The organism is Streptomyces sp. NPDC033136 (assembly GCF_055578235.1).
In genome coordinates, this window is record NZ_JBVIPD010000022.1 from 19,424 (window position 1) to 46,295 (window position 26,872).

General features: G+C 70.7%; 35 protein-coding genes and 1 pseudogene. 7 read left to right on the forward strand and 29 right to left on the reverse strand.

Annotated features, from left to right (window positions below; genetic code table 11):
- Positions 1–21: 21 nt before the first annotated feature.
- The 3 genes from ACZ5TL_RS30840 to ACZ5TL_RS30850 all read right to left on the reverse strand — a co-directional run bounded on the left by ACZ5TL_RS30840 (position 22) and on the right by ACZ5TL_RS30850 (position 1,301).
- On the reverse strand, positions 22–801 hold the full coding sequence (locus tag ACZ5TL_RS30840; RefSeq protein ID WP_468593921.1) for a class I SAM-dependent methyltransferase: 780 nt from the start codon (positions 799–801) through the stop codon (positions 22–24).
- A 93-nt stretch (positions 802–894) separates the two neighbouring features.
- The gene (locus ACZ5TL_RS30845) at positions 895–1,074 is read right to left on the reverse strand and encodes a hypothetical protein (RefSeq protein ID WP_468593922.1); all 180 of its coding nucleotides are present in this window, start codon (positions 1,072–1,074) and stop codon (positions 895–897) included.
- Positions 1,071–1,301: a hypothetical protein gene (locus ACZ5TL_RS30850; protein ID WP_468593923.1), complete on the reverse strand. Its 231-nt coding sequence runs from the start codon at positions 1,299–1,301 to the stop codon at positions 1,071–1,073. The genes ACZ5TL_RS30845 and ACZ5TL_RS30850 overlap by 4 nt, the downstream gene beginning before the upstream one ends.
- 475 nt (positions 1,302–1,776) lie before the next feature.
- Here ACZ5TL_RS30850 and ACZ5TL_RS30855 point away from each other — a divergent pair, with 475 nt between their 5' ends.
- Positions 1,777–2,802, forward strand: a complete 1,026-nt coding sequence (locus ACZ5TL_RS30855) for a hypothetical protein (RefSeq protein WP_468593924.1) — start codon at positions 1,777–1,779, stop codon at positions 2,800–2,802.
- Complete coding sequence (locus tag ACZ5TL_RS30860) at positions 2,787–3,332, forward strand: GNAT family N-acetyltransferase (protein ID WP_468593926.1); 546 nt, start codon at positions 2,787–2,789, stop codon at positions 3,330–3,332. Before ACZ5TL_RS30855 ends, ACZ5TL_RS30860 begins: the two co-directional genes overlap by 16 nt.
- A 100-nt stretch (positions 3,333–3,432) precedes the next feature.
- Here ACZ5TL_RS30860 and ACZ5TL_RS30865 read toward each other — a convergent pair whose 3' ends face one another.
- The 3 genes from ACZ5TL_RS30865 to ACZ5TL_RS30875 form a co-directional block, all read right to left on the reverse strand.
- A complete protein-coding gene (locus tag ACZ5TL_RS30865; protein ID WP_468593928.1) occupies positions 3,433–3,951 on the reverse strand; it encodes a hypothetical protein in 519 nt (172 codons plus the stop codon).
- Positions 3,952–4,178: 227 nt separating this feature from the next.
- Positions 4,179–5,234 (reverse strand): replication-relaxation family protein, encoded by a 1,056-nt coding sequence (locus ACZ5TL_RS30870; protein WP_468593929.1) that lies wholly within the window; start codon positions 5,232–5,234, stop codon positions 4,179–4,181.
- A 121-nt stretch (positions 5,235–5,355) separates the two neighbouring features.
- Positions 5,356–5,823, reverse strand: a complete 468-nt coding sequence (locus tag ACZ5TL_RS30875; protein WP_468593930.1) for a hypothetical protein — start codon at positions 5,821–5,823, stop codon at positions 5,356–5,358.
- 456 nt (positions 5,824–6,279) lie between these two features.
- Between ACZ5TL_RS30875 and ACZ5TL_RS30880 the strand changes: the two genes are divergently transcribed.
- Entirely contained in the window at positions 6,280–6,705 is a 426-nt protein-coding gene (locus ACZ5TL_RS30880) for a hypothetical protein (protein ID WP_468593931.1), read from the forward strand.
- 95 nt (positions 6,706–6,800) lie between these two features.
- Complete coding sequence (locus ACZ5TL_RS30885; RefSeq protein ID WP_468593933.1) at positions 6,801–7,259, forward strand: hypothetical protein; 459 nt, start codon at positions 6,801–6,803, stop codon at positions 7,257–7,259.
- A 572-nt stretch (positions 7,260–7,831) separates the two neighbouring features.
- Here the strand turns inward: ACZ5TL_RS30885 and ACZ5TL_RS30890 are convergent.
- Positions 7,832–8,179 (reverse strand): hypothetical protein, encoded by a 348-nt coding sequence (locus ACZ5TL_RS30890; protein ID WP_468593934.1) that lies wholly within the window; start codon positions 8,177–8,179, stop codon positions 7,832–7,834.
- Positions 8,176–9,999, reverse strand: coding sequence for a MobF family relaxase (gene mobF, locus ACZ5TL_RS30895; protein ID WP_468593935.1), 1,824 nt, complete (start codon positions 9,997–9,999; stop codon positions 8,176–8,178). The genes ACZ5TL_RS30890 and mobF overlap by 4 nt, the downstream gene beginning before the upstream one ends.
- 159 nt (positions 10,000–10,158) lie before the next feature.
- On the opposite strand from mobF, the gene ACZ5TL_RS30900 reads away from it, so the two are divergent.
- A complete protein-coding gene (locus tag ACZ5TL_RS30900; RefSeq protein ID WP_468593936.1) occupies positions 10,159–10,356 on the forward strand; it encodes a hypothetical protein in 198 nt (65 codons plus the stop codon).
- A gap of 33 nt (positions 10,357–10,389) precedes the next feature.
- On the opposite strand, the gene ACZ5TL_RS30905 is transcribed toward ACZ5TL_RS30900, so the two are convergent.
- Together ACZ5TL_RS30905 and ACZ5TL_RS30910 are read right to left on the reverse strand one after the other, a co-directional pair.
- Positions 10,390–11,172: a DUF6292 family protein gene (locus ACZ5TL_RS30905; RefSeq protein WP_468593938.1), complete on the reverse strand. Its 783-nt coding sequence runs from the start codon at positions 11,170–11,172 to the stop codon at positions 10,390–10,392.
- Between the two features lie 64 nt (positions 11,173–11,236).
- The gene (locus tag ACZ5TL_RS30910; RefSeq protein ID WP_468593940.1) at positions 11,237–12,127 is read right to left on the reverse strand and encodes a PIN domain-containing protein; all 891 of its coding nucleotides are present in this window, start codon (positions 12,125–12,127) and stop codon (positions 11,237–11,239) included.
- 385 nt (positions 12,128–12,512) lie between these two features.
- Here ACZ5TL_RS30910 and ACZ5TL_RS30915 point away from each other — a divergent pair, with 385 nt between their 5' ends.
- Both ACZ5TL_RS30915 and ACZ5TL_RS30920 read left to right on the forward strand, forming a co-directional pair.
- On the forward strand, positions 12,513–13,490 hold the full coding sequence (locus ACZ5TL_RS30915) for a ParA family protein (RefSeq protein WP_468593941.1): 978 nt from the start codon (positions 12,513–12,515) through the stop codon (positions 13,488–13,490).
- Positions 13,487–14,323, forward strand: a complete 837-nt coding sequence (locus ACZ5TL_RS30920) for a hypothetical protein (protein ID WP_468593943.1) — start codon at positions 13,487–13,489, stop codon at positions 14,321–14,323. Before ACZ5TL_RS30915 ends, ACZ5TL_RS30920 begins: the two co-directional genes overlap by 4 nt.
- Positions 14,324–14,415: 92 nt before the next feature.
- Here ACZ5TL_RS30920 and ACZ5TL_RS30925 read toward each other — a convergent pair whose 3' ends face one another.
- From ACZ5TL_RS30925 to ACZ5TL_RS31015, 19 genes and pseudogenes are all read right to left on the reverse strand, one after another.
- On the reverse strand, positions 14,416–14,646 hold the full coding sequence (locus ACZ5TL_RS30925) for a hypothetical protein (protein ID WP_468593944.1): 231 nt from the start codon (positions 14,644–14,646) through the stop codon (positions 14,416–14,418).
- A gap of 5 nt (positions 14,647–14,651) precedes the next feature.
- A complete protein-coding gene (locus tag ACZ5TL_RS30930) occupies positions 14,652–15,680 on the reverse strand; it encodes a DUF5131 family protein (RefSeq protein ID WP_468593945.1) in 1,029 nt (342 codons plus the stop codon).
- Positions 15,673–16,047, reverse strand: a complete 375-nt coding sequence (locus tag ACZ5TL_RS30935) for a hypothetical protein (protein ID WP_468593946.1) — start codon at positions 16,045–16,047, stop codon at positions 15,673–15,675. Before ACZ5TL_RS30935 ends, ACZ5TL_RS30930 begins: the two co-directional genes overlap by 8 nt.
- A 70-nt stretch (positions 16,048–16,117) precedes the next feature.
- Entirely contained in the window at positions 16,118–16,837 is a 720-nt protein-coding gene (locus ACZ5TL_RS30940) for a hypothetical protein (protein WP_468593947.1), read from the reverse strand.
- Between the two features lie 104 nt (positions 16,838–16,941).
- Positions 16,942–18,065 (reverse strand): annotated as a pseudogene (dnaN, locus tag ACZ5TL_RS30945) (DNA polymerase III subunit beta).
- Between the two features lie 94 nt (positions 18,066–18,159).
- A complete protein-coding gene (locus tag ACZ5TL_RS30950) occupies positions 18,160–18,792 on the reverse strand; it encodes an ASCH domain-containing protein (RefSeq protein ID WP_468593948.1) in 633 nt (210 codons plus the stop codon).
- The gene (locus ACZ5TL_RS30955; protein WP_468593950.1) at positions 18,789–19,085 is read right to left on the reverse strand and encodes a hypothetical protein; all 297 of its coding nucleotides are present in this window, start codon (positions 19,083–19,085) and stop codon (positions 18,789–18,791) included. The genes ACZ5TL_RS30950 and ACZ5TL_RS30955 overlap by 4 nt, the downstream gene beginning before the upstream one ends.
- Positions 19,086–19,179: 94 nt before the next feature.
- Entirely contained in the window at positions 19,180–19,428 is a 249-nt protein-coding gene (locus ACZ5TL_RS30960; RefSeq protein ID WP_323711633.1) for a hypothetical protein, read from the reverse strand.
- 35 nt (positions 19,429–19,463) lie between these two features.
- On the reverse strand, positions 19,464–20,036 hold the full coding sequence (locus ACZ5TL_RS30965) for a hypothetical protein (protein ID WP_468593951.1): 573 nt from the start codon (positions 20,034–20,036) through the stop codon (positions 19,464–19,466).
- Between the two features lie 109 nt (positions 20,037–20,145).
- On the reverse strand, positions 20,146–20,571 hold the full coding sequence (locus ACZ5TL_RS30970) for a hypothetical protein (protein ID WP_468593953.1): 426 nt from the start codon (positions 20,569–20,571) through the stop codon (positions 20,146–20,148).
- Positions 20,568–20,879: a hypothetical protein gene (locus ACZ5TL_RS30975; protein WP_468593954.1), complete on the reverse strand. Its 312-nt coding sequence runs from the start codon at positions 20,877–20,879 to the stop codon at positions 20,568–20,570. The genes ACZ5TL_RS30970 and ACZ5TL_RS30975 overlap by 4 nt, the downstream gene beginning before the upstream one ends.
- Positions 20,876–21,268, reverse strand: a complete 393-nt coding sequence (locus ACZ5TL_RS30980) for a hypothetical protein (RefSeq protein WP_468593956.1) — start codon at positions 21,266–21,268, stop codon at positions 20,876–20,878. Before ACZ5TL_RS30980 ends, ACZ5TL_RS30975 begins: the two co-directional genes overlap by 4 nt.
- Positions 21,265–22,281 (reverse strand): AAA family ATPase, encoded by a 1,017-nt coding sequence (locus ACZ5TL_RS30985; RefSeq protein ID WP_468593958.1) that lies wholly within the window; start codon positions 22,279–22,281, stop codon positions 21,265–21,267. The genes ACZ5TL_RS30980 and ACZ5TL_RS30985 overlap by 4 nt, the downstream gene beginning before the upstream one ends.
- Positions 22,282–22,337: 56 nt before the next feature.
- A complete protein-coding gene (locus ACZ5TL_RS30990) occupies positions 22,338–22,793 on the reverse strand; it encodes a transcriptional regulator (RefSeq protein WP_323711857.1) in 456 nt (151 codons plus the stop codon).
- 93 nt (positions 22,794–22,886) lie between these two features.
- On the reverse strand, positions 22,887–23,378 hold the full coding sequence (locus tag ACZ5TL_RS30995; protein WP_468593960.1) for a hypothetical protein: 492 nt from the start codon (positions 23,376–23,378) through the stop codon (positions 22,887–22,889).
- Positions 23,379–23,509: 131 nt separating this feature from the next.
- Positions 23,510–24,400, reverse strand: a complete 891-nt coding sequence (locus ACZ5TL_RS31000; RefSeq protein ID WP_468593962.1) for a hypothetical protein — start codon at positions 24,398–24,400, stop codon at positions 23,510–23,512.
- Positions 24,401–24,498: 98 nt separating this feature from the next.
- Positions 24,499–25,287: a hypothetical protein gene (locus tag ACZ5TL_RS31005; protein ID WP_468593963.1), complete on the reverse strand. Its 789-nt coding sequence runs from the start codon at positions 25,285–25,287 to the stop codon at positions 24,499–24,501.
- A gap of 100 nt (positions 25,288–25,387) precedes the next feature.
- Positions 25,388–25,780, reverse strand: a complete 393-nt coding sequence (locus ACZ5TL_RS31010) for a RapZ C-terminal domain-containing protein (protein ID WP_468593964.1) — start codon at positions 25,778–25,780, stop codon at positions 25,388–25,390.
- Between the two features lie 17 nt (positions 25,781–25,797).
- Positions 25,798–26,847 (reverse strand): DUF6919 domain-containing protein, encoded by a 1,050-nt coding sequence (locus tag ACZ5TL_RS31015; RefSeq protein ID WP_468593966.1) that lies wholly within the window; start codon positions 26,845–26,847, stop codon positions 25,798–25,800.
- Between the last annotated feature and the right edge of the window lie 25 nt (positions 26,848–26,872).

Sequence of the window (26,872 nt, forward strand, 5' to 3'; positions counted from 1 at the left end):
GTGCGGCGGCCGTCGTGTGTGCTACTGGCTCTGTCCGGCGAGCCGGTACAGGGAGATGTGGCGGCCGCTGGTGGCCGTGTCGTACGGGGTGCGGTCCCAGTCCTCGAACCGCTCCCGCAGCAGCAGCCCCGCCTCACCGGCGAGCGTGTCGATCTGCTCGGGTCGCCAGTAGCGCATCTGGCCGGGCAGCACGCGCACCGGCTCTCCGTCGCGCAGGACGATTTCGGAGTAGTGGAACTCCTGCTCGTCGTCGTGGTTTTCGGCGGCGAAGACCACGACGGTGTCCACGGTCCGCCGCTTGAGGGCGACGACGCTGCGCCCCTCGGGGAACACTCCCGGATGGGGTCCGTCGGGCAGACGCTGGCCGGGCCGCGGGACGAAGGTCTCGATCAGGAGCGTGCCGTTGTCGGTGAGCATGCGCGCCGCGTTGTGCAGGAACGCCCGCTGGGTGCTCTCGGAGGCCAGCAGGAAGAACGTGTTGAACAGGGCGCACACGAGATCCACACGCCTGCCGGCTATGTAGTGGGCGGCGTCTGCCGTGATCGGGGTGATGGGCAGGGTGCCGGTCTTCTTCGCCAGCTGGCGGGTCATCTCCTCGGAGGCGTCGACCGCGAGGACCGGAACGTGCTCGGCCAGGGGCAGGGTGACCCGCCCGGTGCCGGAGCCGATCTCCACGACGGGCGTGGCGCTCGCGAGCTCGGTCAGTAATCGGATCTGCGCGGCCGGCGGCACGAAGTCGCTGTAGAGAGCGTCGTACTCGTCGGCGGTTCGGTCGCCGTAGGTGTCGCTTGCGTACGTCATGGCGATTCCCTTCGTCGGGCGGTTGGGAGATGGCTGTCTTCGAAACCCGGTCAGATGGCGCCCGGGCTGCTACGGGGAACGACCCTGCGCCGGTCACGGTGCGCTTTCCTGCGACGTCTTGCTCTGTGCTTGGCGACGGCGGCGCCGCTGGATGGCGTCGATCGCGTGCGCGCTGCCCTCGCCGTCTTCGACCCGCTCCCGGTAGTCCGCCCAGTCGCGGGCGGTCCAGTCGTCCAGCCCGGTCGGGAAGTCGTCGGTGCCGACGCGGGTCACTGGTTCGCCTCCACGGCCGGGACTGCGTACATGGACGCGCAGGGGGCGCAGGCGTACAGGGCGGCGTCCCGCAGTATCGGCACCGGAAACCTGGGGTCGGGAGTTCCGCTGCACCAGCAGCACGAGCGGCCTGCGATCTGCTGCTTGCTCAGCCGCTCGCGGTGAATGGCCGGGGCGTCCACGTAGGCGCCTGCGACTGGCTTGGGCGGCGTGCTGCGCGTCGTCATGTTGGGGTGCCTCGCGCTCGCGGTCGGGACTTGTGGCGGCCATCTCCCACGGGGGAACGAGAGACGGCCGCCGGGCGCCTGCGGCGTTTCGCCGGGGCGCATGTCCAGTCCAACGCCAAGGCGAGGTCAACAGGTAGGAAAAGTGAGCCCGTTGCTACTCGCGGTGACCGGAAATTTCTGCGGGGTGGGATCCTCCCAACCCCTCCACGCTGCATGATCACGCGGCTACGGTGAGTGCGTGGAAGGAAATTTCCGGTTGCAGGCCCACATGACCGAACACGCTTTCAAGCAGGGCACGTTGGCCGACAGGGTGAACGAGGAGCTGAAGGCGGCCGGTCACAAAGGGACCGTCGGTGACCGCACGGTCCGCAACTGGGTAACCGGAAAAACCCACTGGCCGCACCAGCGCCAGCGAGACGCCCTCACAGCAGTATTCGGATGCACGCCCCTCTGCCTGGGCTTCTATCCCCCCGGCATGCCCGCACCGCCCTACGAGGACCCCTCAGCCATGCTCCGCCGCCGCTTTTGCACCGCCGCCACATCCGCCGTCGCAGCCACCGCCCTGCCAGCCGCTGGCACCCGTCCCACCACCGTGGGCACCTCCGATGTGCTCCGCCTGCGGGACGGCCTGGACCGGCTCACCCTGCTCGATCAGAAACGCGGCGGACACGCCGCCCTCGAGCGCGCCGCGCTCGCCGGCGCAGCCGAGGCTGTCGGCCTCCAGGACCACTCCGCCTCGCAGACGATCCGGCAACGGCTGTTCGGTGTCGCCGCCGACTACACCACGGCCGCCGCCTGGTCGTGCATTGACGCCCGCCAGCTCGACCGCGCCCGCAGCCACGTGACCGAGGCGCTGAGGCTGGCCGGGCTGTCGCAGGACCCCGTGGCACTGATGCGGGTGTGGAACTCCACCTCGATCCTTGCGTACCAACTCGGTCACCACGCCGAAGGTGTCGCAGCAGCACAGGCCGCCCAGTCCTGCGCGATCACGCGCCGCGATCCGCTGTTCGGATCCCTCGCCCACGCCCGTGCCGCAATCGGGCACGCCTACCGGGGCGACCGGCAGGCCGCCATCCGCTCGATCGGATACGCCGAAGAGGCCCTCGTGCGAGCCGAGGCACGCCCCCGCCCGTCCTGGATCGCCTTCTACGGGCCCGCAGAACTGCACGCCCTGACCGGGATCGTCCGCAGCCGACTCGGCCAGAGCGCGGAGGCGGAAGCCGCCTCACACCGCGCCCTGTCCACGATCCCGGCCCCCTACCGGCGCAACCGCGCCATGACCACCGTGGACCTCGCCATCGCCCAACTCCACCAGGGCGACGCCGAACAAGCCTGCGCCACCACCGAAGACGCCTTCACCCTGATGTCCGGAAGCCCACTGCCCGGCCGACTGCGCGTCCAGCTGGGCGACTTCTACCGTGATCTCCTCACGCTCGCGCCCTCCACCACCGTGGCGCGCGAGTGGGCCGACCGTTACCGATCCGAATGGAGCCCCGCGTGACCACGGCACCCGCCATCGACCTGCGCCGCTACGGACACAACGACCTGCCCGACATCCGGCCCACCCTGCTCGACGTCCATGCCGATGCCTACTTCGAGCGGCGGCACGAAGAGTTCGTACAGCGCTTCCCCTGGTTCGTGGACCACTGGGGCGGGCGTGAAGGATTCGCGTGCGTGGTCGCGTACGTGGGCGGTGAGCCCATCGGGTTCACCTACGGGGCGCCGGGCGAGCCGGGCCGCGAATGGTGGCGTGAGTACCTGACCGAAGAGCCGGCGGACCCGTCGACGTTCTCCGTCTCGGAGCTGATGCTCAGGCCGAAATGGCGCAAGCAGGGTCTTGGGGAGAGGCTGCACGCCGCGCTGCTCGCCGACCGGCCAGAGGCCCTGGCCGTGCTCACGGTGGACACCAAGCGGCCCCGGCTCCAGGCGATGTACGAGGGCTGGGGATACAAGAAGGTCGGCGAGCGCCAGCCATTCCCGGACTCCCCGCTGTATGCCGTGATGCTGCTCGACCGCACGCACACGGCCTGACCGGGACCACCAGCTTGCGGCCCGCTCCCACCCGGAGCGGGCCGTCGTCGTGTACGAGGCGATCCCCGCTCAGCACCACCGGGAGCGTGCCGTACGGGAACTACGCGACGTCCTGGTCGGCTGAGAACGACGGCTTCCACAGCGGGCGGGCCAGGCCCCTCCCGCCGCAGTGAGAGCAGTTCCCCTCTCCGGGGCCGCTGCCCGCGCCGATGGTGCCGATGGCGTCCCGCAGGAGCCGGGTGAGGCCTGCGACGTGGGCGTTGTGCAGCGGCAGTTCCTGCCGCACGCCGATCATGAGCTCCAGCGCGACGTCGGGCACGAGCGCGTACTCGCCGAGCCCGCCGTCCCCGGCGAGGGGGCGCGACACCGTTTCGATCACGTCGTGAAGACGGCTTATCGGCTCATCCTCGAACAGTTCCACCCGCGCCGAGAGGAGGATGTCGTTCGGGTCCGCGATCGACAGCCGTGCCGCCGGCCGCTCGAACGGCACGCTGAGGCCGACCGGCTCGGGATGGGTCGCATGGAGACGGGCCATCGCGTGCCACAGGTCTCCCGGGTCGCCGTGCCTGAACGGTGTGTCCGCGTTCTGCTGCGTGCTGTGGTGCCTGTGAAGCCTCATGGCTGCCTTCCGGTCGATGACGTCGGAATACCTGAGTACGCCGGGGCCAGGGCGCAGTGCGCGTCCTGACCCTCGTCATCCCGCCGGGTGGCGCGGCGACTTCGCCAGCCGTCCCGGCTGGCGCCGCCGGCCTGGTCCGCCGTCGCGCGCAGGACCTGTACGAGGCGACGGGCGGCCAGCTCCCGGGGCAAGCCACCGTTGTGAGGCGGCTTGCCCACCCGCCCCTGTCAGCGGCCTGCTGGCTCGGGGTAGCGTTCGCGGCGCCGGTCCGGGTCGTCGACGCCGATCTCGTACCAGGGCTCGCCTCGCTGGAGCCGGGGCAGGGTGTTCACCCACACCGCGACGGCGATGCCCTTCACGTCGTCGGCGAGCGCCTGGAGGCGGTTGTCGAGCAGGTGCTCCTCCTTGCCCGCCAGGACGACGTGCAGCCGCGGGAAGGTCTGGGAGCGGGTGTAGCGGTGGCGCTGCCAGAACGGGAAGGTGCGGCCGTTGGTGCCGCGGGCTCCTTCCCAGACGCGGTGCCCGGCGTAGCGCTCGTAGTCCCAGACCTCCTTGGCGAGGCGGGCCTGGGACATGGTGCCGTTGTCGAGCTCGAAGAGGCGCACCTCGCTGGTCTTCGTCGGCAGCGCGAGGACGGCGTCGGTGTTGAAGCTCAGGCCGGTCTCCTTGATGGCGTGGTTGACCTCCACCTGCCAGTCGGTCAGGTGCTTGCGGCCGCCGTAGGCGAGGATCATGTCCGTCACCGCGACGCCGTGCGGACCGAACCCGGCCTTCACCGCCTTGGCTCCGGTGCCGGCCTTCGGTCGGGGAGGCAGCTCGTTGCCGTCGGCCAGAGCCTTCTGTCCCGCCGGGGTCAGGTTCCAGATCGGGTGCTTGCCCGCCTTGCCGTTCGTCTCCGCCAGCCCCAGCTCCGCCAGCTTGTTCATCGCCCTGCGCACGTACGACCGGCCGTCCGACTCATCCTTCGTGATTACCTCAGCCATCTGCCGGACCGTGGCTATCCGTACGCACCCCAGCATCCGCAGCGCATCGGCACGAACCTTCATGGCCGGAGTGGACTTCTTCCCCTTCGCTGACGTCTCAGGGGAAGGGAGAGAGGTGTCAGCGTGCCGGGAGACCCTTTGTCGGGCGGTGTGAGCTGCGGTGATGGGCACGACGTTGGAATCGTTCGCGGCACCGTTCACGGCACTGGATTCCGGGCCGCCCGATGGGCGTTCAGCACCCCTTGTCCAGGTCGGGCGCGGCTCCGGTTCGGGCTGCCGGGCGCTGCTGGTGTACGTCATGACAAGGCTCCTCACGCAGGTGGCGCGGGGGTCCGGATGGAAGTCCCCCGTCACCTGGTAGAGGTGTGGCGAAAGTCGACGGTGTGACACTCCACTGAGCGCCGTTACCGAGCCGTGATCATCAGGCAGGTGCGGCGCAGAGCTCGGAGACGATCGTGAACGAGGTCGTCACCATCGGGATCGCCATGGCCGGCGGCATCACCGCGTGCGTGGTCTGTCCGTGCGCCATGCCGTTGCGGATCTGCCGACCGTAGTCGAGGTACTCCGCCTGCCGGGCCGTCAGGATCCCGTCGGCGGCACCCTGCTTGATGAGCTGGTGCAGCGGCTTCTTGCCCGCGTCCGGGATCCGGTTGCGCAGCACGATCTCCACCGCGATCAGGGAGTGCATGACCGCCACGGTGGAGAACTCGTAGCAGTAGTACGACTGGCGCAGCAGCTCGCGGGCCGTCCGCAGGACGCTCGCCGCGGCCTCGGGAGTGCCGGCGGGCACGACCAGGTCCTCAACGAGGTCGTGCATGTCGGCGTAGCTGTCGACGAAGTAGTGGGCGCGTTCGTCCGGGACCGGGAACGGCAGCCGCTGCGTGGTCATCCCCGCAGTCTCCCAGCGGCAGGCCCCGGGCGGCAGCGGCTTTTCCCCGGGGGGTCGCGCAGCGTGCCGGGACGGAGAATTCTCCTCACCGGAATGGGCGGAATGTCGCAGGTAGCGGAGGTGGACAAGGGGGCCACGCGAGCGTCGGTGTGACGTTGCGCGATACATGGCGGGCCGCTCTCGGGTTGGCGCCGGTCAGCGCGACATGTTGCTCCGTAGTTGGCGAGCCGGGGCCGGAACGCTGGGCTCCGGAGCCAAACGCGCAGGTCACGCGATCGCTAAAGCGGCCTCGCCAACCATCGTGCAAAGCCGCCAACTACCGCGCAACGTCACACGTCGGCCGGGCGGGTTCGCTCAGCGTCGGTGCGCGGAATCTATCCACAGGCAATCGCTCCGAAGATCGCTTCTGTGGCCGCCACGATCAGCGCGGTGGCCCGTCGACAGTGAGGAAGCGTCATGGAGACGACTGCGTCGAAGGTTTCCCAGCTCGCCCCGGAGCAGATCGCGCGAGCCGCCGATTACGTGGAGCTGGTCTGGCGGGGCCAGGGCAGCGAGCAGGACAAGGCCGCGCTCGCCGCTTTCCACTCTGACGGGTCGGAGCTCGCGCGGCTGATCGGCGAGTTCGGCGAGCTGCTGCTGGCCGACTACATCACCGCGGTGCCCGACGAACACGCCGACTGCGAGTCCGCGTACGCCCTGCGGCAGATGGTGACGGTGGCGAGCCGGTACCTCAAGCGGTGGTGCCTGGCGGGCGGTGGGGCGCAGACCGCGTGGATCGCGGCGGGGTTCCTGATCGAGTGCATGCAGGAGGTCGACCAGGTCTCCCAGTTCCTCGCTGACGTCCGCGGCGACGTCTCCCCCGAGTGCCCGACCGCCGCCTGAGCCACCGGACGGCCACGCCTCGCAAGCCACAACCGGCAAGCCGTCGTCAGCCACATCCAGCCCTCCCGGGCCAGCCAACAACTTACGGAGCCGTCATGCCCAAGAAGAACACCACCGCCACCACCGAGCCGTTGACCCCGATGCACCCGGATGATGTCGCCGGCGCGTTCGCCTACATCCGGGCGTTGCAGGCCCGCGATATCGACACCGCCGGCGCGGTCGCCACCGACACAGGACCGGAGCTGCGCCAGCTGCTCCTGGACGTCGCCGCGCGCATCTTCATCCCCGTCACCGCCGTGGACGACTGCGACGGTGAGCCGTGCCCACACTCCTTCCTGGCCGCGGCGCTCGGGCGACTGCTGCTGGAGGTCCTGCGCCACGGCGACGGCGCCTGCCTGGCCTTCCCGCCGGGCATCGCCCAGACCATCGTCCGCTTCGCAGAGAACATCCTCACCGAGGACCAGGGCGACGTCGCCGACGTGCTGCGCCAGCTGGAGGCCGCAGGGGTGAGGCAGGCGATGGAGGCACACCCGGCGCACCGCACCACCGCGTAGCCGCACCTCCGGGACGGCGGTGGTGCGGTGCGGCGCGCATCGCGGGCGCACCACCGCACCACCGTGGTGCGGTCCGCCGCATCGCCGCACCGCGCCGCGCCACCGCGGTGCGCTCCACCGGCATCGCCGCACCGCGACGGGCGCGCGCCACGGCCGGGCGGGTTCCTCTATCACACACCCCCTTGACCACGGCCTGATCGCCAGCCGAAACGGGCTGTGTCAAGGGGAATCGTCCTCGGCAGCAGACCTGGACAAGGGGTCGCGCGCCTCCGGCCGCACCTGGTCAAGGGGTCGGCCGATGGGCGCACCGGTGCGGTGCGGGACATCGCGTGCGGCGCACCGTGCGCGTGCGAGAGTGCCGGGCATCGCCGGGCGCGGCGCACCGGGTGCGATGGGCGCACCATCGCGGTGCGCACCACGGTGGCGTCCATCGTCATCCGGCGCACCGGAGTGGAGTCCACTCGGTGGAGCCCACTGAGTGGAGTCCATCGGGTGGAGTCCACCCGATGTCGTGCATCGCCACCGGATGCAGAACATCGTGGGATCCACTCAGTGGACGATGCCCGGCATCGTCACCACAGCCAGGCCGTGGAGTACCGCACCCGGGACAGTGCACGGGCATCGCGGCGCGCGGCCGCGTTCCCGATCCGGCTCTGCCGGGAGCGCGGCCGCCGCGAGTTCCCCGCAGCGAGGCGGCGCTTCCTTGCGTCCCGGAGCCGCTCCCGCTGCTTGCGCAGCTCCTTCTTCTTGTCCGCCTTCGACTTGAACTTCCGGGGCCGCTTCCAGACCGGCTGCCACCCCAGGTCCTCGTCGAGCTCGGGCTCCTGGTCCTCGTCGAGCGCGGCGGCCATCTCCGGGCGGGCCGCGCGGGCGCGGGCGAGTGCGTCGTCGGGGTTGGGCAGTTCTTCCGGGGTGCTCATGCGACTCCTCCTGAACTTCGGCCCGGGGTGTGCTGGACGCCGGGCTGCTGGGTGTGTGGCGACGGGGCCGTCACCGGGGTGGGCTGCGGACGGGGGCCGTGGGCGGCCTCGCGTGCCCGTCGGCTGTCCTGGAGCGTGGCGGCCAACTGCGCGGCGGCGGCTTCCAAGGTCTGGCGCGTCTGCTCCACCGTGTCGACGCCGGTCTCCGGCTCCAGGAGGCGCCCGTTCTTCGGGCCGGTGCGGAACGGCCGCGGGTGCGTCCTCGAGGCGGCGGGCACGGCGACAGTGCGTGGTCGGATACGGGAGCCCGGGCGCTCCGCACGGCGCACCGCATGGACCCGGGCGGCCAGGGCGTCGGCGGCGAGGCGGGCTCGCTCGTACAGCGGGGCGGTCCGCTTGCGAGTCAGCGGGCGCAGCACGGCCTGGTCCTCGGTGTCGCTCGGGTACAGGGCGCGCAGATCGGCGGTCATCCTCCGGCCGCGCCCGACGGGGCGGGTGTAGTCGTCGACAACCGCCTGCACGATCTGGTCGTCCAGGCCCGGCTCGTGAGGCCGGCCGCGCAGAACGTAGGAGAGGTGACGGCGGGCCTCGGCGAGCAGGTGGTGGCGTGCGAAGGCGCCGCGCATCACGTACACCACGGCGACGACGTCGACGGCCGCCAGCGCTATGTCGACCACCGGCCGCACCCGCGCCCACACCGCCGCGGCCGCCGCCCGCGCCCGCTCCGCCAGCCTGTCGACGACGTCGGCGCCGTAGGCCCGGATCGCTGAGGTGCGCCATCGCTTACGCAGCTCGGTCAGCGACAGCAGCTCCGTGCGCTTGGGCGGGCGCGTCTGGTCGGCGGCCTGGCAGGCCAGCGCGTAGGCGGCCCGCTCCCCCGGCGCGTGCCCCTGCCGTTCCTCGTACCTGGCGGTGAGGACGGGCAGCGCGTCCTCGATCTGCTGGCGGCGGGTCGACTGCCAGCCAATGAGCCGCTGGTCGATGCCCGCGATCTCCATGACAGGCCGGCGGCCGGGCGTCACCTCGCGCGGCTCCCACGCCCACCCGAGCCGGGCGGACACCTCCTCCATGAAGTACAAGGTGTAGAGGGTGTCAGCGGCAACGATGTTGGCCATCAACGAGTCCGCCGACAGGTTGCCCCACTTCCCGTCGTGCGGCCGCCGGGCGCGGATCGACACGACCGCGTGTGCGTGGAGGAGCGGCCTCGATTCCGTGGCCCTGGACTCGTAGTGCCTAAAGACCGCGACGATCAGCCCGTCCTTGACCGGGGCGCGCTGCTTGCCGCCGGCCTTCGAGCGGATCTGCGCGACCGACTCCTCCAGCCACGCCAGGGTCTTGTCGCGGGCGATGTCGTCGCACAGCTCCAGCACCAGGCGGTGTTCGTCGTCCATCAGGGCCCACGCGAGGTGGGCCGTCGGCGGGGGCCGGAACGTCAGGTCGAAGGCCAGCCAGGGGGTGCGTTCCTTGGCCTTGTCGGTCTCGGGTGAGCGGTTGTGCTCGATAGGTCTGCCCAGCACGGTCGCCCGACGGGCCTGCGCCGGGCTCTTGCCCTGCGCCAGGAGCTCGCGCTCGATCCGGTCGGCGTCCGGGTGCCGGCCCTCCCCCAGGAGCAGTTCCGCCTGCCGCTCGGTCACCACATCCCCGGCCTTGAGACCGAGCGCGGCCAGGCCCCGGCCCTTCCAGACACCGGGTGGGACACCGGCTTCGTCCTGGGCGGCGCGCAGCGGTGTGCCCGCGGGGCGGTGGCCGTCGCCGACCATCACACCGCGGAACAGGTAGCGCCACCCGTTCCCCGGGCGAACTGGCGACATGCTGATCATCGGCCCATGGAACCCCGGCGCTGACCTGCAAAAAAGCGCGATCGAGGGTCCTTCCCGCCGGGCGGGAGGCCATCACCAGATCTTTACCGGCGTGCCCGTCAGGCGGGCCGTCCGCTCAGCCCGAGACGGTAAGCCGTCGCCCTGTGCACAGTCCGCCGCATGAATACGGAACTGCTCCACGGAGACCTCTGCCCGCTGTGCCGCCGCCCGCTCACGCTGCGCACAAGCGTCGAAGTCCGCTCGAACGTGCCGTACCCCACCCGGACCGACTACCTGCCCCACTGCACCAGCTGCGCCAACGACCCGGCCAACACGCAGAAGTGGAACGACCTGATGAACGCCCGCTACGGCAGCTGACCCGGGCCGTGCGAATACTGCGCTACGGAAGGATCAGCCGCGACCGCGACCTATCCGGCGTATCTCCTTGGCCTGTGCCACACCGGTGCTGTGTGACCTGACGGACTCGATCTGGCTCTCGTCACTCGTTGAGGACGCTCTGGCTTTCAGGTCCGCGATGAGTTGTACGGCGACACCGCGCAGCGCCTCGCTCATGTCGACGAACTGGGCGAGCCGTTGGAGGGCCTTGAGTTCCCCGGCGCGCATCGGAATGGACACGACGGTGTCCTCGGAGAGCACAGCGTCGACGGCCAGGCGCTCGGCAGCGGCGTTCCGCGCATGGTGGAAGCGGTCCCTGAAGGAGCCTTTCCTGTCGAAGGGCGCGAGGCGTTCGGCCAGGCCGTCGAGGTCGTGGCCGGGCTTGCGGTAGTGGGGGCGTTCCTCGCTGCCCGCGTTGGGAAAGTCCAGGAGGCCGGCGAGGAAGAAGCCCGCCACCTTCTCGGGGGCCGGAGTGAGGCCGGCTCCCATCCAGCGGGTGACGTCCTTGGCCTTGGGGATCTCAGTGACGAGAGACCAGCCGCTGCTGGTGTCCCATGCAAGGTGCAGCTCCATGGCGTTCTGCTGCGCCCCGTTCACCTGGGCGAGGACCTCGGGAGCGAGGTCGACGTACCCGCCGCCGTCGTCTTCGAGGCCGCCCATGTGCTCGGGCTGGCAGGACCCGGCATGGATCACTGGGTAGCCGTCACGCAGGAGGAGTTCGGCGACGTCGGCCATGTAGTGGCCGGTCCGGTGATAGATCGCTCGGTCGCGTGGCGTGGGGGTCGGGACCTCGCCCATGAGAATGGGGCTCCTTCGTGGTGGGTAGGTCGGGGCGGCCCGGCGGCTGCTGGCTGGCCCCGGATCAGGCGCTTGCGGGGCTTTCGATGTGGGGGAGGCCGACTGCGGCGAGCTTGGTCTGCAGGTTGATGTCGCTGGTCGCGGCGTACACCTTGGAGCCGGGGTGCCTGGACTGCAGCAGCAGCGCGGAAGCGATGAAGCGGTCGTCGGGGACGTCCAGGTCGAGCCAGGTGGGAAGGCCCTCCGAGCGTGGCTCGATGTGCTCGAAGACGGCGTAGACATCGCCCGCGACTCGTGCGCCCTTGAGTACGTCGCCGTTGTCGCGCATCGCCTTCAGCCTCCTGTCGGCCTTCTTCGCGGCCTCCCGGCGCTCCGGCCGCGTGCCACTGCGTTTGAGGTCGTCCACCTCGCGCAGCACGACGGGCAGGAGGTGCACCATGTAGCGCGGGCCGACGATGTCCTTGTAGATCGCCACGTCGGGGTCGTCCATCAAGGTGTTGGTGTCCACGACCACGCGTACCCGCCAGTCGTCCTCCGGGAGCAGCTCAACGAGCTCACGGAGCGCTGCGGCAGCCTCGCTCAGCCGGGTCAGAGCCCCGGGGATGTCCCGAGGCGCGCGATGCTTCACCCGACCGTCCCGGACCAGCCAGTCCTCCAGCAGGCCGATCGCGTCGCCCATGCGGCGTTCGACAGCTGGTGTGGGGTGAGGGAAGAGGAGCCGGAAGCGGGGTGCCCAGTCGCGTACCTGTCGCAGCAGCTCCATCCTGCGGGCCTCGGTGTCCGGAGTGCTCGGCTCCCAGGCCCAGGGGTGCCCGATGATTTGGAGGCCCCCGCCGCTCATCTGCCGTGCCCGGACCTGGGAGCTTTCCAGTACGGCAGCGTAGGAGGCTTCCATGTCCGCCAGTTCGGACAGCAGATGCTCAACGTAGGTCGGAGGCGGCGGATTCTTGGGCATGCCCTCGATCATCCTCCATGGTCGAGCAGGTCCGCTGCGCCTTCCATCGGGTCATCCGGCGACCAACACCGCGTTCGTGCGGGACTTGATGCATTTGGCGATCTTCTGGTAATTCGGGTCAGCGTGTGCGGTCTCGTCGGGGATGACAGGCTGAGCCACACACACGCTAGGTAAAGTGCTAGCAAACGCGCTATAGGTCGTCCTATATAGCGCACTAGTGGTCACGCACTCAGTCGCAACTTCGCCCCGTCATGCGACCGCCTCGGCAGTCCACATATCAGGTGGACTCTGAGCCTCAACCGGGGCAGTCTCCTCATCCTTCCGATGATCACTGTGTAGTGTCTGGGGCCGTCACCCGTCGATGCGCAGGAAGGAAGGAGACCCCATGACAGTGCGATCCGTTCCGATGGAACTGGTTGATTTGAGCGAGGTGAAGCGCTCGCTCTCACGGAGGCTTGCCCTCATCGAGGACTATGCCCTCGAAGCCAAGGTGTTTGTCGTCGTCAATGGCAAGGGAGGCGTCGGGAAGTCTTCCTTGTCCGCAGCCTTGGCTGTTGCCTGGTCAAAGATCGGCAAGAAGGTTCTGCTGATCGAGATGGATGAGCAAGGGAACAACGGCGAGGACTTGGGCTTCACCGGAACCAAGCTCGCAGACGACGGCGAGGCGCAGGCAGCAGCCATCCTTGACGGCAAGCCTTTGATCCCGACCGGACAGGCGCGTCCCAATCTGCATGTAGTTCCGGGCGGGGATGCGCTTGAAGATGTCGTCGAAGAGCTGTACTGCCAGAGGCGTATGTCTACCCGGGCTACCGCTCCTGAAGATCAGTCAGCGTGGATGGGCATGTATGCCGCTGCCATCGACCGCGTGCGCGACGACTACGACATCATCATTCTCGACGTCGCACCTGGCTCAGAGCCTCTGCAGTTGGAGGCGATGACAGCCGGAGACTTTGTCCTCATCCCCTCCAAGAGCGACCCTTCCTCTCGCAAGGGCCTGCGTGTCGTGGCCAAGCGCTTCGGCCAGGCCGCGCACATCAACCCGATGCTGCGCCTGCTGGGAGTCGTGCTCTTTGCGACGAACTCCTCGGCGACCAAGGTCCAGAGCCAGATCAAGGCTGATCTCGCCCATGACCTCAAGGGCGCTGCCCCGGTGTTCGAGCAGTACGTCCGGCACGTTGAAGCTGCCGCTGTAGCGGCGCGCAAGGCCGGGAAGGTCCCCCAGGAGCTACGGGGGTCCAAGGACCTGGACCCGGGCCTGCGCAAGTCGATGAAGGACCTGGCAGGTGACTATCAGTCCCTGGCCATTGAGATCATGCAGGCGATGGTCGCCATTCAGGATGACGAGGCGGAGGACGAAGCGTGAGCGCCGGAGAGATCGCAGACGAGACCACGACGGCTGAGGAGCCTACCCGGCGCGGTGGTTTGCCCGAGGACGACGGTTCCCTGGACGCCTTCTCGGCGGCAGCGCAGGGCGCGTTCCGTCCGCGCCGCCGCCGGCGCTCCGCAGATGCTGGGACAGAGGAGTCGGCCACCGTCGACGCTACGGATCCGCAGACGCCAGGAACGCCTCCGGCCGAGGTAGCGTCGGCGGCCTCAGTGCAGCCGTCGCCTGATCCGGCAGCGCCAGCACCTGCGGCAGCCCGCGTTCCCGCCACCCGGGCCGCGGCCGCGCCCGCCACCGAGCGCGTGCTTGAGACGCGTCCCATGGCCGAGGTATCCGAGATCGTCATCCCCGACCTGGGAGAGATGGGGAAGAAGGCCACTCAGTGCACCGTCATGGTGTCTGACTCGGTCCGGGAGCGCTTCGCCCAGTACCAGTTGACCAAGAAGATGGAGAAGGGCTCCGAGCCGACCAACGCCGTCGTCGTACGCCGGGCCGTGATCCATGCCCGAAGGAACGACCTCTTCGCGCAACTACTGGAGTCGGTTCGCCACCGGCAGCAGCCAGTCGACGAAGAGGACTACGACCCGGACGACCTCTTCGGGGATGTGCCGGGGCGGCGGACCGAGCGCGGCCGTATGAAGAACAGCGTGCAGCAGTCCTTCCGACCGTCGTACCAGGAACTCGCGGTCATCGACGCGTTTTCGGAGGGGTATGGCTTCCCGAGCCGCTCAGACTTCGTGGACGCTGCGCTCGATGCCTTCTTGCCGCCGCTGCCGACGAACACCCGCTCTCGTGGCAAGAACCAGAGCTGACAGCAGCTGCTGCCGCGACCGCTTACAGAAACACAAAAGGCCCCGCCCTTCCCGGAGAGTGCCCGGGAAGGGCGGGGCCTGCTGGTGTCGTATCAGCCGTCCTCGTTGTCGTACGGAGCGCTCCGGGTGAGGCCTCGGAACGGTCGGACGACTTTCGATCCGTCGGTGCGGCGGATCGCCACGTTGCGCGGCCCGGCGACTGGTCGCCGACCGGGCCACTGGAAGTGCAGCCAGGCGCCGGGGATGTCAGGGGCGCGGCGCGCGCAGTACGGGATGACCACGGTGACGGGGCGGCCTCGTTCGAGGTACACCCGGCCGGTCATGCCGCTCACCGGGCGGTCGCGGGGACAGCGTCGTGGTGCTTGCCGTCCAGGAGGCGGCCGGCGTTCTTCTTGCCGACCCGGCGCATGCGGACCGCGTCCTTTGGGGCGAGGGCTTCCCTGCGGTTCCAGCTGCGGCCCTGCGCGTCGATGAGGATGATGCCGCCGCGGTCGTGTCCGTGATCTTCGGGTGCGAACTCCCCCCACTGCTTGAGGAAGTACGGCACACCTGCCCACTCGCATTGGTCGCGCAGGTCGCGGGCCCACTGCGGATGCATCGGGCGGGCGCTGCGACCGGATTCACCTCCCACGATGACCCAGTCGATGCCGTGGAGGCCCCTCTCGCAGCAGCCCCCGGCATGAACGTAGGAGGCTGTCAGGCCGCGGCCGCGCTCGCTGCCCATGGTGATGACGGCCTGCTTGAGGTCGACCGGCCCCAGCAGCGGCTCACAGGAGAGGAAGCGCACGGCGGCCGGGGTCTCGAGCAGGGCCGGGACGCGGATGTCGGCCCACTTCTGGTCTTCGACCGAGACCCCCAACCAGACGTTGGGGAGCGGGTCGCCGCCCAGCATCGCCCCGACCGCGAGCCAGTCCTGCTGGCAGCCGATGAAGTGCCTTCTGCCCTCGTCGGCGACCTGGTGCCAGAAGGTGGGGCGGGACAGCAGCGCCTTCATACGCGCGTGCCGCTTGGTGAGGATCTGGAAGGTGTGCTGCGGGGCGAGCGCCATGACGGCGAACACCTGGGCGATGTAGGCATCGGGGATGTCCTGGTGGAACAGGTCCGACATGCTGTTGAGGAAGATGCGGCGCGGCTTGCGCCACGTCAGCGGCAGCCGCAGGCGGTCCGGCCGGAGGGTGAGGTCGAAGCCGTTCTCGAAGTGGTGGCCTTCCGTACCGCGCCACCGTTCGGCGAAGGTTTCGGCGTAGCAGTTGTCGCAGCCGGGGCTGACCTTGGTGCAGCCGGTGACCGGGTTCCAGGTGGCTCCCGGTGTCCCGTCCTCGGATCGGGTCCATTCGATGGAAGTGGTGTCAGCCACGGTTGTCCTCGTCTGCGGGTACGGGGTGGGTGTAGCGGATGGGTTTGCCAAGGCTGCGGGCGTAGTCGATCTCGCTGCGGGTGCTGTCGCCGATGTAGCCGCCGGGGTTGACGATGAGGACGTCGTCGGCGAGGTCGATCTTTCGGCGGTGCAGTTCGTCGAGCTGCTGCTTGAGCCGGTCGGCCCGGGCCGGGTCCTCCCACAGCGGGTGCGGCTGCTTCATGTTGCAGCCGGGGGCGAGGACGATGCGGCCGGCTGCGGTCTCGTAGAGGTTGGCTTCGGCGAGAGCGTCCCAGTGCCGGGTCGACCCGCACAACGCGACGATCGGCGGGCGGGAAGCGGTGGTGGAGTCGGTCTGACCGTGCACAGTGGTCCTTCCGTAGGAGTGGCGGGGGGATGGGACGGCCGGGCTCGCAGGCCTGCGGCCGCCCCGGGCTTCACTGGGTGGTGGGCGTGCTCGTGTCGGCGGCCGCCGACTGGGCGGCCTTCGCCTCGAGTTCGGCGTGGCGCTGCTGGAGCTGGTCGATGGCCGCGTGATCGGTCAGGGCCGTGGTGATCAGGTCGCGCTGGTACTCCATGCCGGCGAAGACGCCGCGGTGGTAGCGGCACTGGTCCTGCGCTTCGGCGCAGGCCGGGCAGTCTTCCCAGTCCAGCGGGTCGTACGGTGCCGTCTCCGGGCCGGGGAGCTCCGAGGCCGTCCGGCAGACGGCGGGGGAGTGAGGGCTGGTGGTGAACAGGTCCTCGTGCCAGGTGGGCGGCATGTCACGGAGGAAGGTGGCCAGGGCGTCCGCGATCTGCGGGTAGTTGTCGTACAGCGATGCCCAGATCCGCTCGGCCTCGGTTGCCGGGTCGGACTTCGGGGACAGCTCGTAGGCGTCGCGGGCGTAGGTCCGGATCTTCTCGCGGCGCTCCTCCCAGCCGCTGGTGTCGATGCCGCCTTCCACGGCCGCGCCCAGGATCTGGGTGTCGTGCAGGGGTTCCGGGCTCATCAGTGACGCGGCGAGGTCTTCGGCTGCGGCGGGGTCGCGGCGGGCGAGCGCTGCCACCGCCTGGTCGGTGAGGAAGGCCGTGCGCTGGTTCCAGAAGTCGGCGTTGCTGTACGCGGTGGCCAGCATCCGTGTGCGCAGGCGGGTGAGTTGGGTGGTGCCGTTCGTCATGAAGAGGTTCTCCTTCGAGGGTGATGGCGTCGGCAGGAGCCGGTGGTGCTGCGGGGCGGCCGGAGTCGTGTCACGGCCGCCCCGCAGGCGTGAGGTTGGGTGGTTCAGCCGGTGATGCGGATCGGCATGAGCAGGTAGCGCAGTGCCTGGTCGTCGCTGCCGTGCCCGCGCAGGACGGCGGGCTTGGTGCTGGTGGTGAAGTGGAAGTCGACGGATTCGGCGGTGAGGGCGTTCAGGCCGTCGAGGAGGAAGGCGGGGTTGAAGGCGACGGTGAGTTCGTCGCCGTCGAGGTTGGTGTCGACGTTGTCGACGGCCTGGGCTTCGTCGCTGGTGCCGGCCTCCAGGACGAGCGTGTTGTCGGCGGCGAAGGTGAGCCGGAGGGGGGATTCCTTGGTGGCGACCAGGGCGACGCGTTGGACGGCGTCCTTGAGTGCGGCGATCTCCACGGTGGCGGTGTGGTTGAACTCGGTGGGGAAGAGGGTCTGGTACTTGGGCAGGTCGCCTTCCAGGCCGCGGAGGGTGGTGGTGGCGTGGTCGGTGCGCAGCGTGAACAGGCCGTTGGAGCCGGAGGCGTCGGGAGGGAGAGGTCGATGGTGGTGTCGTCGGCGACGGCCTTGACTGCGTCCAGGAACGGCTTTCCGGGCGCGAGTGTGGTGCGGTCGGCGGTGAGGTCGCAGTTCTTCCAGGCGATGGTGCGTACGGCGAACCGGTAGCGGTCGGTGGCGGCCAGGGTGAGGGTGCCGTCCTCCTGGTCGTGGCGGAGCTGGATACCGGTGAGGACGGGCAGGGTGTCGTCCTTGCCGACAGCGCAGGCGACTTGGGCGACGGCTTCGGCGAAGGCCGGTCCGGGCAGCGTGCCGGAGGTGGCGCCGGCCTCGGGCAGCGCCGGGTACTCCTCCAGGGGCAGGGTGGGCAGGGTGAAGCGGGCGGATCCGGCGCGCAGGACCAGGCGGGGGCCGGTGAGTTCGAGGTCGACGTTGCCGCGGACGCGGGCGACGATGTCGGCCAGCAGCCGTCCGGAGACGACGGCGCGCCCGTTGTCGGCGACAGTGGCGGGGACGACGGTGTCGGCGGAGGTGTCGTAGTCGAAGCTGCTCACGCGCAGGCCGTCGTCGCCTGCGTCCAGGAGGATCCCGGCGAGGACGGGGGCGGGCGGCCGGGCGGGGAGGCTGCGGGCGGCGTAGCTGACGGCGGCGGCGAGGTCGGCGTGATCCACGGTGAACTTCACGAACGGGTTCCTGTCTCGTCGGTGATCGGGTGGGGCGGACTGGCAGGGGCTGGCAGCCGGACGCCGTGGTGACGGCCGGGCTGGGGCGCGGGTGTTATCCGGTGAGCCGCGTCGTGAGTGCCGGGTTGGCGGCCGTGATCTGGTCCAGGAGCAGGCGGCTGGGCTTCCACAGGCGCTGCGATCCGGTGGCGTGGACCGGTTCGCGCAGGGGCTGCACGTTGCGGAGCTCCCAGTGGAAGCAGCCGTGCTCGGACCAGCGGGTGCATGCGCCGTCGTCCGCGTGGATGCCCGCGAGGTCGGCGACGGCGACGACGTGTCCCTGCACCGGCTCGTAGTCGTCGGGCAGTGCCTCGCGGACGGCGGGCAGGGCCAGGGCCCGCTTGTCGATGGTTTTTCCGCCGTGGATGAGGAGGGTGCCTCGCCAGTGGGTGGTCCACACGCGGTTTTCGATGCGCTTGGCGATCGCCTCGTTCATGAGGGCGATCAGGTCCGACCAGGGCGGCTGGATGGTCAGCGCGCGGATCGCGGTGAGCGTCGGCTCGGTGGGCGCGGCCTGGTGGCGGGAGCTGATGCCCTGGCCCAGCAGCTCGAAGTTGAGGCGCTGCTGCTCGGCTGTGAGTGGCGCCGGCCGTTGGGGGGCGGTGAAGAGTGCGCCGGTGGGTTCGGCCTCGTGACGGGCCCGGGCGTAGAGGCGGGCGTCGTAGGCGTCCGCGATCGTGGCGGTCACCGGGACTCCTCCATCTGGGGGTCTGTTTTGAGGACGGGGGTGCGGCCGACGGCGATCAGCAGGATCTGGAGGGCGGTGCCGGGGTGGCTGTGCTCCTGGGTGGCGGGCAGGCCGCAGGAGAAGCAGTCGGCTTCCGCGCCGGCCCAGGCGACGTTGCAGGGTCCGCACAGGAAGCTGGGACCGCGATGGGGCAGGGGGCGGCGACGTCCCAGGCCGATGGCGCGCATTCTGGCGGCCGCGGCCTGGCGGGCTTTGCGGGTGGGGGAGTGGGCGGGGCGGGGTCGGGACGGCATGATGAGGGTGCTCCTCTCGCCTGCGGGCGGGATGGTGTGGCCCGGGACGGCCGGCTGGTTTCTCAGGCCGAAAGGCGGCCGTCCCGGGGCGGATTCAGGTGGGGGTCCTGGCGTCGAAGTGCAGGGTGTGGGCCAGGACGATCGGGGTGAGGGCGAGGACGTCGTCGTAGCGGGGGTCGATGGCTGCGCCGTCGCGGGCGGCCTGTTCGGCCGGGCTGTCGGCGAGCTTGCGGGCTGCCGCGCGGGCGAGGTAGGCGCTGGCAGCGTCTTTGATCACGTAGCTGTGGCGGGTGCTGGCCTCATCGAGCAGGCGGAAGGTCACCAGCCACGGGTCGGAGTGCATCGCTTCGTCCGTGCACGGTCGGGTGCGAGCGGGCCCTAGAAGGGCGGCTCGATGCTGGTGTGTGCGGGGTCGGCGTAGCTGCTGGATCGGATCCGCAAGCGGTAGTCGCAGTCGATGGGGGCGCCGGGGGCGGTGTCGAGTTCGTCCAGCAGGACGATCAGGTGGTCCTCGTCGACCAGCTCCACGCTGAGGTAGGTGCCGCAGGAGCAGGGGGCGATGAGGGTGAGGACGTGGACCAGGTCGCCGTCCTCGCCGATGCCTTCCTCGCGGCGGGTGTAGTGGAGCCACCAGCCGCGCAGCCCGTCGGCGGAGCCGAGGTAGGTGACGGCACTGGCCATCAGCTGCGCGTCCGGGACGGGCGGGTGTCCGGTCCAGGACATGGCCTGCACCACGGTGTCGAGGGTGTCGGGGAAGGCGCCGGTGAGTACGGCGTCGGCGTTCAGTACGGCCTGGAACGCGGCCTCCTCGCCGCGCTGCTGCTCCCGCTGGGACAGGTCGAAGTTCTGCACCCGCTGGTGCAGGGCGACGATCGGCTCAAGGCCGGTGCCGTCGTCGTGCGGACGGTCGTCTCGGTTGTGGAGGGCGGGGGCGAGTTGAAGAACGGTCATGAGGGGTGGTCCTCCTCTCGGGTCCTGCGTAGGGCCGGGCGGGTCTGTCCGGTCCTCCGCACCGCCCCAACCCGCGTGCGGGGTTGGGGCGGCACGGGCGGCCGTCAGCTCAGGCGGCGGCGTTGTCCATGCGGAGTTCGGCGAGCGCGATGCCGTACGTCGCGCAGGAGCCGGAGCAGAAGTCGCGGGCCGGTTCGGTCGATCCGGCCACGTGGACCCGGACCCAGCCGCGCTGCTTCGGGAAGCGGCCGGCGGCCTCCTGGCCGCAGCCCTCGGTGGGGCAGGCGGCCCGTACGGCCGTGTTGGCCTCCGCGCGGGAGGTGCCGGCGGCGAACTTCCCGCCGTTCCACTTGTGCTGCCCGGCAGCCCGGGGCGCGCGGCCGGCCTGCCGTGCCTCGGACTTGGCCTGTTCGTCGGCGCGCTTGGCCTGCAGACAGCCGCACGCTTCGGTGGCGGGGACCTTGCGGCGGGTGTGCTGGCGGTGGCCGCGCAGGGTGCCGTGCTCGATGCCTTCTTCCTGGCCGATGAGGCTCACGGGGTGGCTCCTTCCTGTGTGGTGGGGTTCGGGCGGGTGGCCTGCTGCTGGTTGTCCATGAGGGCGAGGAACTCCCGGCCGAGGCCGACATCGGCCAGCAGCACCCGCAGGATCGAGGCGAGGCCGTCGCGTTCGATCGGGTTGAGGCGGTCCCAGAGCGCGTGCGCGTCGCGGTGAACGCAGATGGCCTTCAGGTAGTCGGCCTCGGTGGTGACCGTGCGGTCGGCACCGCACCGGCCGCAGCGGAAGACCGCCTGGTCCCATCCCTGCGCTGCCGTGTCGGGGCGCGAGGCCCCGCTGGCGCTCACTTCTCGCCCCTGTCCCGCGCGTCGAGGTCGGTGTCGGAGGGGAGTTGGGCGAGCAGCAGACGCAGGGTCCGTGCCATCACCACGGCGGGCTCGTTGAGGTTGCCGCAGGACAGCCAGTGGGCGAGGTCGCGGTGCCGGGAGATGTCCGCGGTGTAGATCGCGGTCGGCGTACGCCCGTCGCCGCCGTCGATCCACGCCTGGAGGGTGATGCGGCCCGTCTCCGGGTCGGGGTCGGCGCCGACCGACCGGCCCGCGCCAGTGTTCGTGAGGATCGCGGCCGGAGCGCCGGGCCCCATGGTGGGCTCCCACGCCTCTCCGAGCCCCGCGCGCAGGGCCGCGGCGAGGCGTTCGACCGGGTCCAGGATCGGCTCGATGGGGGGTGTGCTCACGACCGGACCGCCCCCGCGTACTGCGTCTGCCGGTCGCCGCTGTCCTCGGGGTCGGATCCGGCCTCCCAGTCGGCGGCCTCGTGGTCGATCTCGCCTTCGTAGCCGCAGCCTTCGCAGATCAGGCCGTCGTCGCTCTCGTGCCTGCCCTGGTAGGCGTGCAGCAGGCCGGTGGCGCTGTAGGCGGGCAGCCAGGCCGGACCACAGGGTTCATCGTCGTCGTCGCGGTCGGTGTCGTTGGGGCAGGGCACCAGGACGTCGAAGCCGAAGTTGCCCTCGCCGTCGGCGTCGTGCCGGTAGGCGAGGGTGAGGTGGTCGCCGGCGACTTCCAGGACAACGACGCGGTCGTCGCCGGTGACGAGGTCGGAGCCGTCCTTCCAGGTGGCCAGGCGGGCGATCTCGGGGCCGAAGTAGCGGCGCAGGTGCCAGGCGTCGCCCGGCTTGTCGCCGCCGTCCAGGCCGAGCTCGCGGCGCCGGGTGTCGCTGGCCCGCTGCAGCAGCGCGCCGAGCCGGCCGAGACGCTGGATGCCGGGGGCGAACTCGGCGTAGTCGAAGCCCTCTTGCAGCAGGCGGTCGGGGGAGGCGGTGGCGACCATGGCCTGGTGCTGGGCGCGGACTGCGTCCTCGGGCACCTGCCGGTCGCCGGTGCGGGAGGCGTTGCGTTCCAGGCACACGCTCAGCGGTGTGGGCACGATCAGGGCGACGGTGGGAACGCCGTAGCGGCGGGCCGTGGCCAGGAGCGTGGCGCGGTCTTCGGGGTTGGTGGAGGTGGCGTCGACGACGGAGGTCAGCCCGCGGCGCAGGCGGGCCTCGAGGACACGCAGGAGGGCGAAGACGGCGTCGCCGGTGGCGGACTGGTCGCCGGCCGAGTCCGAGACCAGGGCCCTGTAGTGGTCGAGGCTGAGGACCTGGGTGGGCTCCCAGGTGCTGGCCAGAGTGGACTTGCCCGAACCGGACGGGCCGATGAGGACGATGACGGCCGGGTCGGGGAAGTCGGTGTCGAGGAACGATGTCACGGTGGGGCTCCCTGCGGGAACGAGGCGCTGGGTGGGCGCGGGAGGGTCGGCGGGGCTCACTTGGAGGCCGCGATGGCGGCCGCGACGGTTTCCACGGTGTGGTGGAACGCCTGGTCCAGGGCGTAAGCGCCACCCAGGGGGCCGCCCAGCTGGTAGAAGTTGCCCTTGCCGGTGGCGTCCGCGACGGCCTTGAGGTGCATGCGCCGGTCGGCCCACCAGTGGGTGCCGGCCGACAGGGCGAGCGCCGCGGCGACCCGGCCGGGCTTCAGGCGCAGGCCGAGCACGCGGGATCCGGCGTACAGGACGGCGGCCTGGGTGGCGGTGTAGGTGGCGACGTGCGCGGTGCACGCGATGCGCCCGGCCCGGCTGGACTGGCCGTCGTTCTCGTCGTGCTGGCCCTTGGTGACGGCCTGGTGGTCGGACTGGATCCAGTGGTCACCCAGGTCGGCGGCCATGCGCATCAGGGCGTAGACGGCGGCGAAACGGGCGGCTCGGGGGCTGTGATCGGTCATGCTGGAGGTGCTCCTCATCTCGTTGTTCGGGCTGCGGGAGAACGGGGGCGGCCGCGGGCGTTCTTGGTCGGATGCGGCGGCCGCCCCCGGGCGTCACTTCGTGGTGGGGGCGTGCGGGTCGGGGACGCTGGCGCACTCGCCGTCGTCGTGCGGGACGCGGCCGTGCGTGCGGCGCAGGTCGGTGAGGACCTCCAGCAGGTCGTCCTCGTTCTCCAGCTGGAAGTCGACGTAGCCGGAGTTGCAGGCGCAGGGCGCGATCAGGGTGAGGACGTCGCGGGCGCCGTCGTCCTCGCTGATGTCGAGGGTGTGGTGCAGCCAGAAACCGCCCTCCAGCCAGGCGACGGCGCTGGCCTCCAGCCGGTTGTCCTTCACCGGGATCTGGCCGACCCAGTCCTCGCCGTCCAGGACCTGGCCGACGGTGGCGCCGTAGGCGTTGTAGACGTGGTGGGCGGCGGCGATCTCTGCGTCGTCGCGCTGCTCGGCCTCGGTGTAGGTGTCGAGTTCGCTGACCATCGCGAACAGACGGGCGAGCGGGGAGGCGTCGTCCAGCGCGGGGGCGACGACGGGTTCGAGGATGTCGGTCACAAGGTCTCCTTGGGGTGTGTCCGGGGATCGGGCCCATCTGCCCGGTCCTCCGCACCGCCCCAGCCCTGCGGGCGGGGTTGGGGCGGCACAGGGAGCCGTCAGAGCGGGTGGGGCAGCGAGAACTGCCGGGTTCAGGCCGCCGACGCGACGGCCGCGGTGTCCTGGTCGGCCTCCGTCGGCTGCCCGTCCGCGCTCTCCTCCTGGTCGTCCTCGTGCGCGGCGCTGGCGGACGCGAGGCGGATCCTGCGCTGGTACAGGCGCTCGTTGATGAGGCCGACCGCCTCGGTGTGCGTGACGTCGACGATGTCGCGCGCGGCGGCCCGCTGTTGGATGACCTCGCCGGTGACGGCCGGGCACGTCAGGTCGTCCTCGGGCTGTTCGGCGAGGGCAGCGTCGACGATGGCCTCGAGCTGTTCGGCCCGCTCGCGCGCCGGGACGGGCATGGTGTGCCGGGAGTCCAGCAGTTCCAGCAGGTGGGCCGGTCCGGTCAGGACGGTGGTGCCCTCGCCGGTCTCCAGGCTGTACTGCTCCGTCCAGCCCATCGACCGCTTGGTGCCGAGATCGCTGTGGTGGGGCTGGTAGCGCAGGTACAGGCCGGGCGCCAGGTAGTAGGTGGCGGTGCCGTCCTCGTAGCCGTGCCACAGCGCGTCGCTCGGGGCGGGGTTGCGCCAGTCGCTCCAGTACCAGCGGGACTTGGCCTTGTGCGCGGCGTCGGCGGCGGCCTGCGCCGTGATCCGGGGCCGGGCCTGGTCGAACGTCGCGGCGGGGACTTTCGGGGCGCTGCCGTTCAGGGTGCTGCGCCAGGAGCTGGTGGCGGTGTTCAGCAGGCTGTCGGTGATGACCGCAGCAACCAGTCCGGCCGCGACGCCGGCGGCGAGGCGGCTGGCGGGGCCGTTCCGGTCGGTGGTGCGGGCGTGCGCGAGGCGGCCGACCGTGGTGCCGACGACGACACCGCCGATCACGCTCATGCTGTCGAGCACGTTCTCGCCGATGGTGCGGGCGACGGTGGTGGAAGTGGTCACGAACCCTCCTTCGAATCGGTGCAGGCCGGGGCTGTTCCGGTCCTCCACACCGCCCCAGCCCCGGTCGGGGTTGGGGCGGCACAGGGGGCCGTCAGGCCTCAGGCGTTCGCGAGGGCGGGGACGTTCCTGTCGAGACCGGCACCGAGCAGAAGTGCGCGGATGCTCTTCTGGTAGTCGCCCCGGCAGATGCGGTCGTGCAGCAGCTGGCCAGCCGTGAGGCACGAGGCACGGCGGCTGATCGCGGCGACGGCGTCCTCGGCGGCGCCGGCGGCGGCCGCGGTCTTCTCGGCGGCGGCCCGGGCGAGTTCCTGCGCCACCTCCTTGGCCGCCTCCCGCCGGGAGCCATCCGCCTTGTTGCGCACCCAGCAGCACAGCGCGTGCGTGTCGCTCAGGCGCTCGTTCCAGTCGTCGTAGCGGCTGTGGGTGCCGTCCGGGTCGCTCTGCCACTCGTCGGCCCACTGCCGGGCCAGGTCGGGGAGCTGACGGTCGATGAGGTCCCAGACCTGCTGGCCGCGGTGTCCGAAGGCCCTCCAGATCTCGGTCTCCTCCACGACCTTCAGCTGGTGGCACAGGACCCAGTACGGGTAGTGCCGGCCGCCCCAGTTGCCCGTCTCTCCGAGCGGCTCGACGATCCATAAGCGGACCGGCCACTCGACGGGCCACTCACCGCGGCGTTCGAGGACCTCGCCGATGCCGCGCTGGGTGTAGGTGCGGAAGTAGGAGAACGCGCTCACGTCGTAACACTTCTTGCCCGGGCTGGGGTGGTCGACGACCTGGCCCACGTGCTCGGCGAGGTTGACGGTCGCGTACTGGCTGCTGGGTCCGGCGGTGGGCGGGACGGTGCCGTCGGGCATGGTCACCATGTAGTGGATCGGTGCCTTGGTCACGGATGGCCTCCGGGAGGGGGTCTGCGGTGTGGGGCCGGACTGTCCGGTCCTCCGCAACGCCCCAGCCCTTGCGGGAGGGTTGGGGCGGCACGGGGAGCCGTCAGGCTGCGGCGCGTTCGACGACGGGACGGTGCAGGTCGCGGTGGTGGAGGGTGACCTGGTGGCCACGGCGGCGCAGGCGCCGGGCCAGCAGATAGGCCGTGACACCGGCACGGTGCCTACCTCCTGCACAGCCGACCGCGACGTGCAGCGGGCGCTGCCCGGCGCCGGGACTGCGGGCGTAGGCCTGAACCTGGGCGACGGTGGCGGCGAGCAGCTGCTCGATGCCAGGGGTGCGCTTCACAGCCCGGATGACCCTGCGGTCGCGGGCGGTCAGGGCGCGCAGGCTCGGGTCGACGTGCGGGTCACGGAAGTGCCGCAGGTCGAGGGTGATGTGCGCGCCGACGGGGGCGGGCCCGTGCAGGTGCCCGAACGAGGTGATGCGGATGTCCATGGGATTGGTCTCCGGGCTCAGAACGGGCTGGTGGCCCACGGGTCGTCAGGGTCAGCCGCTTGGGAGCGCTTGGCTTGGATGCGTTCGGATGCACGAAGCGGTGGCTCGCCCTCGCCGCCGCTCCAGGGGGTGTCCGCGAGGTTGCACAGGACGGTGCAGTAGTCGCCGGTGCCGGAGAACGGGGCGCGGCACAGCGTGCACTCCTTGCGGGCGCCTGCGGGGGACGACTGTTCGACCACTTCCTCCTCGTCGTCCTCGTCGCCGTAGCCGTCGGCGGCCTCACAGCCCAGGGAGCAGTACGACCCGGCGTGGAAGAAGGGGGCGCCACACAGGGCGCACTCCTTCTCTTCCGGCTCCTTCGACCAGTCGATGACGATGCTGGGGTCGATGCAGGCGGGGCAGCGGCCGTCGGCCTGGTCCTGTACGCCGCCGATGCAGCCGTCGGCGCAGTTGCTGCGGAAGGTGCAGCCGCACTCCCGGCACATGATCTTCGGGGCGGGGGAGGGTTCGGCCGGCATGGCGGCGGTGAGGGTGTCCCACAGGAGGGTGCTGGGGCCGAACTGCGGGTCGGCGAGGGTGATCTGAAGGGCGTCCGCGACAGCGTCCACGGCGTGCGGGAGCTTCGGCCACATCGCCTTCAGGTCCGGGAGGCCGAGGGCCTGGCCGAAGAGGTTGTCGGCGCCGTCGCCGGTGGTGACGGTGATCCCGGTGCCGGGCCCGTCGTACTCGAAGTCGAGCCAGTCGTTGAGGGCGATCTCGAGGCCGGCCTTTTCGGCGGCGTCGACCAGGCGGCGGATGAGGGCCGGGTCGGTGGCGAAGCCCTGCACCGCGGCACGCTGCTGCAGCTGCCCGTCGACGAAGCCGGCCTGCGCGGCCGGGATGACGAATCCGGCGCGGTTGGCGGTGGCGAGGGCCGCGGTGTGCTCAGCGAGGGCGGGATGGGGGCGGTGGTTCGCGCGGTGACCGGGGAGGCTGCGCACGGTGCCCTCCCACCAGGCGGCGGTGACCTTGCCGAGGTCGGTCAGGGTGCGGGCGGCCTGCCAGCGGGCACGGTCGGCGCGGCTCATCCATAAGCGCCTCATGCGGTTCCTC